Raw genomic sequence first — 6,326 nt, 5'->3', positions numbered from 1 at the left:
TCTCCGAACGCGCTGGTACCTTCTCCAACTTCGCGGGCACCCCCATCAAGGATCCGATGGCACATTACCCGCACCGATTCAACGGACCGAGTCAACCCTTCAAGGACTGAAGACATGCCCCAGGCAAGCGGACTGCAGTTCACCGCCCGTGTCGGTGACTTCCCCTCTGATCATTTCGCCGTGGTCGCCTTCGCGCTGACCGAGAGCCTTTCCGAGCTGTTCCAGGGTCGGCTGGAACTGGCCAGCACCGACCCCGACGTCTCTGCCGAATCCATGCTGGAACACCCTGTGGACCTGGTGGTCTGGCAGGACGGCCAGCCCCTGCGCCGCTTCACCGGCGTGGTCAACGAATTCGCCCGGGGTGACACCGGCCATCGCCGCACCCGTTACGAAGTCATCTTCCAGCCCCCGCTGTGGCGTCTGGGCCTGATGCACAACAGCCGCATCTTTCAGGGCCAGAGTCCCGAGGCCATTATTCGCACCCTGCTGGAAGAGCGGGGCATCGTGGATACGATTTTCGATCTCAAGCGAGCTCCGGAAGAGCGGGAATACTGCGTCCAGCACCGGGAAAGCGACCTGGCTTTTGTCGAGCGCCTGGCGGCGGAAGAAGGTTGGCATTGCCGCTACCAGCACGGGAGCGTGGACGGGGAAGAACAACCGGCGTTGGTGTTTGCCGATCACCACGGTGATGCCCCGAAGCTGGAGCCGGCCCCCTACAACGGCCGGGGCGGGGGCAGTACCCGCGAGCCCTGCATCTTTCGTTTCCGATATGAGGAACGGGTGAGGGCTGCGTCTGTCGCGCTCAAGGATTACACTTTCAAGAATCCCGCCTACGCCCTGATGCACGAGCACAATGCGGGTGACATCCATCACCGCGGAGACTACCAGCACTACGACTACCCAGGCCGCTACAAGGCCGATGCCAGTGGCCAGCCGTTCACCCGGGCCCGTCTGGATGCCCTGAGGAATGATGCCAGTGCCGGCCACGGCGAAAGCAACCGGCCGGACTTCACACCCGGCGCCAAACTCTTGCTCACCGACCACGACAATGAAGCCCTGAACCGGGACTGGTTGCTCACCGCCGTCACCCACACCGGCAAACAGCCCCAGGCCCTGGAGGAGGAGGGTGGTCAGGAACCGACCACCTACCACAATTTCCTCAACGTGGTTCCGGCAGACAGAACCAGGCGCCCGAAGTGCGAGCAAAAGCCCCTCATGGACGGCCCCCAGATCGCCCTTGTCACCGGCCCGGAGGGTGAGGAAATCCACTGCGATGAACACGGCCGGGTGAAGGTTCGTTTCCCGTGGGATCGCTACTCGGAAAACAACGAACACAGCAGCGCCTGGTTAAGGGTCAGCCAGGGCTGGGCCGGCGGCCAGTATGGCTTCATGGCACTACCCCGGATCGGCCATGAAGTCATTGTCAGCTTTCTGGACGGGGATCCTGACCAACCCATCATCACGGGCCGAACCCACCACGCCACTAACACACCACCGTATTCACTGCCGGAGCATAAGACCCGCACCACCCTGAAAACCAAAACCCACAAGGGGGAGGGCAGCAACGAACTGCGCTTCGAAGACGAGGCCGAAGAAGAACAGATCTATTTTCATGCCCAGAAAGACCTGGACCTGCTCATCGAGCATAACCGCACCGAGGTCATCCGGAACGACAGTCACCTGACCGTGGAAAAAAACTTTCATAGCCACACCAAAGGCAGCAGTCATCACATCGTGGATGGGGAAAAGCGCGAACAGTCCGGAAAGGATCGCAGTTTCAACGTGACCGGTAACCTGCACCTGAAAGCGGGCACCGCCTGGCTCAGTGAATCCGGCACCGAGATGCACATCAAGGCCGGTCAGAAGGCGGTGATCGAGGCCGGTGCCGAGATCACGTTAAAGGCCGCAGGCAGCTTTGTGACGATCGACCCCGGTGGCGTTGCCATGGGAGGCGCAAGTATCAGAGTGAACGCAGGAGGTTCGCCGGGCAGGGGCAGCGGGCAAAAGGTGCAGATGCCGGATATGCCGGGATTGGTCAGGGATGGTGGCGTCGTCGTGGCGCCTGCTCAGCTTGCCACTATGGGCCAGCGACCGGGCGGGGTTGCCTCGACCAGCCACAGGGCTGCGCTGCTGACGGCTGCGTCGGAGCGAGCGCCTGCGCAGCAACTGTGTCAGAAGAAACTCGATGGAACCTGCGATGTCCGCGACTGCCCCTGTACCCCACATGCGTGAAACGGCCCCGGGTTTCCAGCACATCGTTGACCGTCATCGGATTGCCCGGGACCAACGCTGTCTGCTGATCATCGACGCCGCCCGGTATGAGGAGGGTGAAGTGCTCCGTGAGATTTATACTCTGGAGGATGACCCGGACTGGTACTGGCTGTTTGATCAGACGCCTTTTGAACGGGACAGAGACGCCGGTCCCATTGTGGTGGAGACCGGTCTCGAGAGCATGCTCTGTCAGCATGGTGTCACCCGATGGGTGGCGGATGAAGCCGTGTTGGTACTTGTGTCCGGCCGGGAACCGGATGCGGGACTGGCCGGCTTCCGAAAAAGCCTGATGGTTCAGCTGGAGCATTACGGGCCGTGTTTTCTGCGCCCCTACGATAGCCATTTTCTTGAGATGATGGCCACGTGCCGGCCTGAAGAGCTCGTCAGCCTGATTGAAAAAGGTGATCTGCTGATGTGGAGTATTGATCGCGGAGGCGGGCCTGATTGGTCGAGTATGGTCGGTATCAAGACAGACTTCCGTGGCCTTACCTATGAGCAGGATGCCTCCTTCGAACGCCTCTTGACCTCGGTGCGCGGGTTTTCCCGATAATCGCCAGGATCGGCCTGCGCAGGATAGTGCGGGCCCGAAGAAAAGGAACTTCAGCAATGTCAGCCATCAAGGCACCACCCTGTACACCGTCCAGGACGTTCTGGCTTGAACTCACCGGAGAGCAATCTCTGGCAGGCCATCACTACTGTCTCGAGGAGCGCAACGGCGATCAGGTAAACGTGATCCCCATGGAACCCTGCGCCGATCGTAGCGGTCGAAAGGGCCCCATCCTCGCTGGCCATCTGGAAGCAACCGGAAAGCGTTCACTTGTGCTGGAACTCCAGGATGCCAGCGAACGGATCGTCATTCCGGTTATCGAGAATGAAGAGTTTGGCCCGCTAACCCTGAGGCCACCTCAACGGGAATATCAGGACAATCTGATGGTTTCCGTCCATCCGACCCTGTTTTGCGATGCCGGCGAGCTCACCCGGCCCCGGCCGGTTAGTGGCTTTGATGAAGCCATCCCGGCGCCCATGCGCACCGGCTGGATCTATGTCTTCTTCCGCGGCCGACTGTGGCGTGAATTGGCCGTCATGGCTGTCGACAATGGATCGCCAGTCATGCGTGACGCGGATCTCGCCGCAGTGCGGGCGAGTGATGCCGATGGGGCGAACAACCGTGTGCCGGTCGGGCCGGAAATCGACGTGATCCACGTGCCCGCTCGACTGCTTGGCCGTGATGTTTACGATGAGGTGCAACTGGCGTTCAGTGAGACGCAGTGGTCCTGGAAATATGTCCTGGCTCTGGAGGAGGATCAGTCACTTCGAAACCAGCGATGTCGTGACGCCCGAGCGGTTCGGGCATTTCTGAGGCGTTATCCGGGACATCCCGGTACCGACTGGTGCCGGATGGATGACATGCCGCCCATGCGCTCTCGAGAGGATGCGATCGAGCGCGACCACACCTGCCCCGGACACTGGCTGGGTGATGTAAGGGGCCGGAAAACCGGCGCGGCTCAGCAGGCGTTGGTGGCACAACGAGACGCCATTGAGTCGGACGAGACGAGCGTTGACGCTGATTATTTCATTGAGACGCCGTCCCTGTTCCCGAAATGGCGCCATGACCATCTCCGGGGCATCGCCCTGCTTGAGATAATTGAAGGTGTCGACGCGTTCGAAGCACTCCGGAACCGTCACCTGCTTACCCTTCACCTGAGGGATCCTCTGCAGGCTGCCCGTCATCTCGTGAGTCAGATCAATGCCTCCCTCGCACTGTTGCTGGCTCTGGTGGATAACATCAAGAAACGCCCCTTTGGCGTCACCGCGGAGCTGTTCCACAACAACTTCCGGCGCAGCATGCTGCCAGACGGTCGTGATAATCCGCTCTACATCGACGGTGGCTGGTTCGACAACCGGCTGGATGACAGCGAGGAGGGGCGGCTCTGTCGAACCATGTATGACGTCGAACGCAGAGCGATCCGCGACTTTGTGAAAGAGGCACAGACGGCGTTGGTTCGCATGCTTGAAAATGAGCAACCTCAGGGCCTGACCGCGGTTCTCCGCGATCTGTTTGCCCTGGAGTCCGGCAATGCCGTGGCTGGTTTCTATCACGCAGTGCCCCTGCTTCAGGTGCTGTCTTTGCCCGCAGGGCGCATTGATCCGTTGCTCTTGCCTCAGGAGGCTGATGACGAAGTGGGGCAGAAAGCTGAGGTATTGGCGCTCAGTATCGCCCTCGGAGAGCACCCAATAGGAGCGATGTTGCTCCCGTTCACCAATAACACCCGGGCGTGTGTGGTGGGCAATGCGACTTCGGAAACTTTGGAAGCAATCGTTACTGCCCTGGATGATCGAGGTCAGGCTCTTCGGGTGCTGGAAGCCAACGTTGTCCGGGAAATTCACGATCATCAGCAGGATAGCCGAGCGCCTGAGGCTGCCGCCGTTCTTGCTTCGACAGGATCGGCAGCCAGTGCTTTTTCAGGTATCGCTGGTGGAATCGCCCAATGGTGGCTAGGCACGATCCAGAAAGCGCTCCAACAGAAAGGCGCCACATTCACTGCGGAAGTCACCCGGATCCAGGGAGCTTTCGAAGGGTTTGCCCAGACGGTGATTCCAGGCCACACCCGGGTTCAGTTGGAGGGCTCTGAGGAAGGCCGGGCGTTTGTGGTGCTCGAAGTTGTGGATGAAAGCGGTCAGACCCTGACGTCCGGAGCAGCTGTGGGTGCGTCTTTGAGACTGGCCGAGGCTGATGTTTTTGACGGCACGGTCAAGGACCAGAGAGTACGGCACTGGCTGCACCAAAGTACCACCAGTCCGGTGGGGCTGCCGGGCATTCTGGTGGTGTTTGATTTGTGGAATCTCTATCAGGCAGTGATCAGTGAGCCGAGGTCACTGCGCACACTCTTGGGTTCGGTGAGTGCCTTCACTGATTTAGCTTTGAGCTCTGCTCAACTGGTGACCCTCTTGCCGAATCAAACTACTCGTATAGCATCAGAAATATCCGAGTGGAAAAAAGAGGCTAAGTGGTTCACGAGCTTGGCAGCACAATTCAGTTCGAATGACCGTTTCGCCAATTCGGTTGTTCGTAACCACCTGGAAGCAGGTAGCTGGCTTGCCGGTATGTTTACCACCGCCCTGATTTTGGGTGATGCGGTGGCCTCATTCGTGAACCGTCGTTGGGGAATTGGAGCCGCCCACTTAATCCAGGCGTCTGGTGTGGCTACTATGACCAGCGCAGATATCATTGCGGCCCGCATATTGACCCCGGCGGGTCGTCGTGCCGTTGAACGGTCGTCGCTTCAGACCATTCAGGCTGCGTTAGGACGGTTGCTACCGGTTGCGGCGAGATGGGGTGGGACAGTCGCCTCTGGATATGTCACCGCAATGGGGTTTGCGATCTATGTCTTGGGAGAGGCCGTCTACTATCGACTCAAGGATGATGCCGTCAGCCAATGGCTCAGGGCAGGCCCCTTTTCGGGCGACCCTGAGGAAAGGGATGATGTGCTTGAGGATGAGGGCATTGCCTATATCGAACTGGTCAAGGCGATGACTCCCGTGGCCCTTCGAAGGATTGAAAACGAACGCATGTCCGAATGGCTGAGTGCGCATAGGCTAAACGCATGGGAGGGGCATGCACAGAGTGTCCTGACTTTTGCCAGTCCCGCCCTGGCGATAACCGGTGAGCCCGCCGACATTGAGCTGGATATCATCTTTGAATAGGAGTTGTATCGCATCCTCGGCCCGAATCCGGCCGGTGGGTGGCAAACTGAGACCCTGGCCACCCGTTCTGGTCGAATTGGCCGGGGAATTGAAGAGCGTTACGATCCTGATCGTCAGGCTATCGACTTCCTCATAGCTGATACCCAGTTGTCGGCTTTGACACCTGGAGGGCATTACGAGCGGCTAACTACCCGCTACCGCGTCAATCGGTTGTCATTCACCTTTACCCTGGATGTCTGGCATCAAGAAGCACAGAAGTACACAACCCGGAGAGTGACCCACACGATGGAGGACCTGGATGTCGAGTGGCAAAAGTAGTTTGTCGGAGCGGGTGGATGAGTATAACGACA

Annotated in this window: 4 protein-coding genes; all 4 read left to right on the top strand. The window is 59.3% G+C overall.

Annotated features, from left to right (window positions below):
- Positions 1-114 precede the first annotated feature (114 nt).
- Genes R6W86_RS15395 through R6W86_RS15380 form a run of 4 tightly spaced genes read left to right on the top strand, consistent with a single transcriptional unit; the run spans position 115 to position 6,294 of the window.
- Positions 115-2,232 carry a type VI secretion system Vgr family protein gene (locus R6W86_RS15395; RefSeq protein ID WP_410330239.1) on the top strand — a complete coding sequence of 706 codons (2,118 nt, stop codon included), beginning with the start codon at positions 115-117 and terminating at the stop codon, positions 2,230-2,232.
- The gene (locus R6W86_RS15390; protein ID WP_410330238.1) at positions 2,198-2,821 is read left to right on the top strand and encodes a DUF4123 domain-containing protein; all 624 of its coding nucleotides are present in this window, start codon (positions 2,198-2,200) and stop codon (positions 2,819-2,821) included. The genes R6W86_RS15395 and R6W86_RS15390 overlap by 35 nt, the downstream gene beginning before the upstream one ends.
- Before the next feature lie 56 nt (positions 2,822-2,877).
- Complete coding sequence (locus R6W86_RS15385; RefSeq protein ID WP_410330236.1) at positions 2,878-5,976, top strand: hypothetical protein; 3,099 nt, start codon at positions 2,878-2,880, stop codon at positions 5,974-5,976.
- A gap of 3 nt (positions 5,977-5,979) precedes the next feature.
- Positions 5,980-6,294 carry a hypothetical protein gene (locus tag R6W86_RS15380; protein ID WP_410330235.1) on the top strand — a complete coding sequence of 105 codons (315 nt, stop codon included), beginning with the start codon at positions 5,980-5,982 and terminating at the stop codon, positions 6,292-6,294.
- Positions 6,295-6,326 lie beyond the last annotated feature (32 nt).

The organism is Marinobacter sp., from assembly GCF_046484525.1.
Classification (GTDB): Bacteria; Pseudomonadota; Gammaproteobacteria; order Pseudomonadales; family Oleiphilaceae; genus Marinobacter.
This window is presented reverse-complemented; position numbering and strand designations above follow the sequence as displayed.

Coding starts and splice junctions, on each gene's coding strand:
- R6W86_RS15385 (WP_410330236.1), top strand. CDS start 2,878: ATGTCAGCCATCAAGGCACCACCCTGTACACCGTCCAGGACGTTCTGG.
- R6W86_RS15390 (WP_410330238.1), top strand. CDS start 2,198: ATGTCCGCGACTGCCCCTGTACCCCACATGCGTGAAACGGCCCCGGGT.
- R6W86_RS15395 (WP_410330239.1), top strand. CDS start 115: ATGCCCCAGGCAAGCGGACTGCAGTTCACCGCCCGTGTCGGTGACTTC.